The following is a 323-nucleotide window of genomic DNA, read 5'->3' as shown; positions in this document are numbered from 1 at the left end:
AGGGCTCGGGCGCCGCCATCGGCAAGGTGCTGGCCGAGTGTGGCAAAGGTTCGGGCGGCGAGGCGGATTGACTTCTGTTCTGGCGCCTTCGCGGCTGCGCTTTGGTCACGCCTTGCGCGGAAGCGGAATGGGTTGGAAACCAACATCTGGCTCAGCCAGTCGCGTGGCGTCGCGCCCGCCTGCCTTGGCGGCGTAGAGAGCCTTGTCCGCCTGCAGGATCAGGCTGGTCGGGTTGTGACGGGCGGTCGGACCGCTGGTGGCGACGCCGACGCTAATGGTGACGACCTTGCGCTCACTGCGGTCGTGTTCGAGCGCCCTTTCGC

At 67.5% G+C, this 323-nt stretch carries 1 protein-coding gene; it reads right to left on the bottom strand.

Going from position 1 to position 323, the window contains the following annotated elements:
* Positions 1-105: 105 nt before the first annotated feature.
* A partial coding sequence (locus EN852_RS37810) for a diguanylate cyclase (RefSeq protein ID WP_135879837.1) occupies positions 106-323 on the bottom strand: 218 nt, incomplete at its 5' end.

Source organism: Mesorhizobium sp. M2E.F.Ca.ET.209.01.1.1 (assembly GCF_004010375.2).
Classification (GTDB): domain Bacteria; phylum Pseudomonadota; class Alphaproteobacteria; order Rhizobiales; family Rhizobiaceae; genus Mesorhizobium.
The sequence above is the reverse complement of the archived record's forward strand: the minus strand, read 5'-3'. Positions and strand labels throughout refer to the sequence as shown.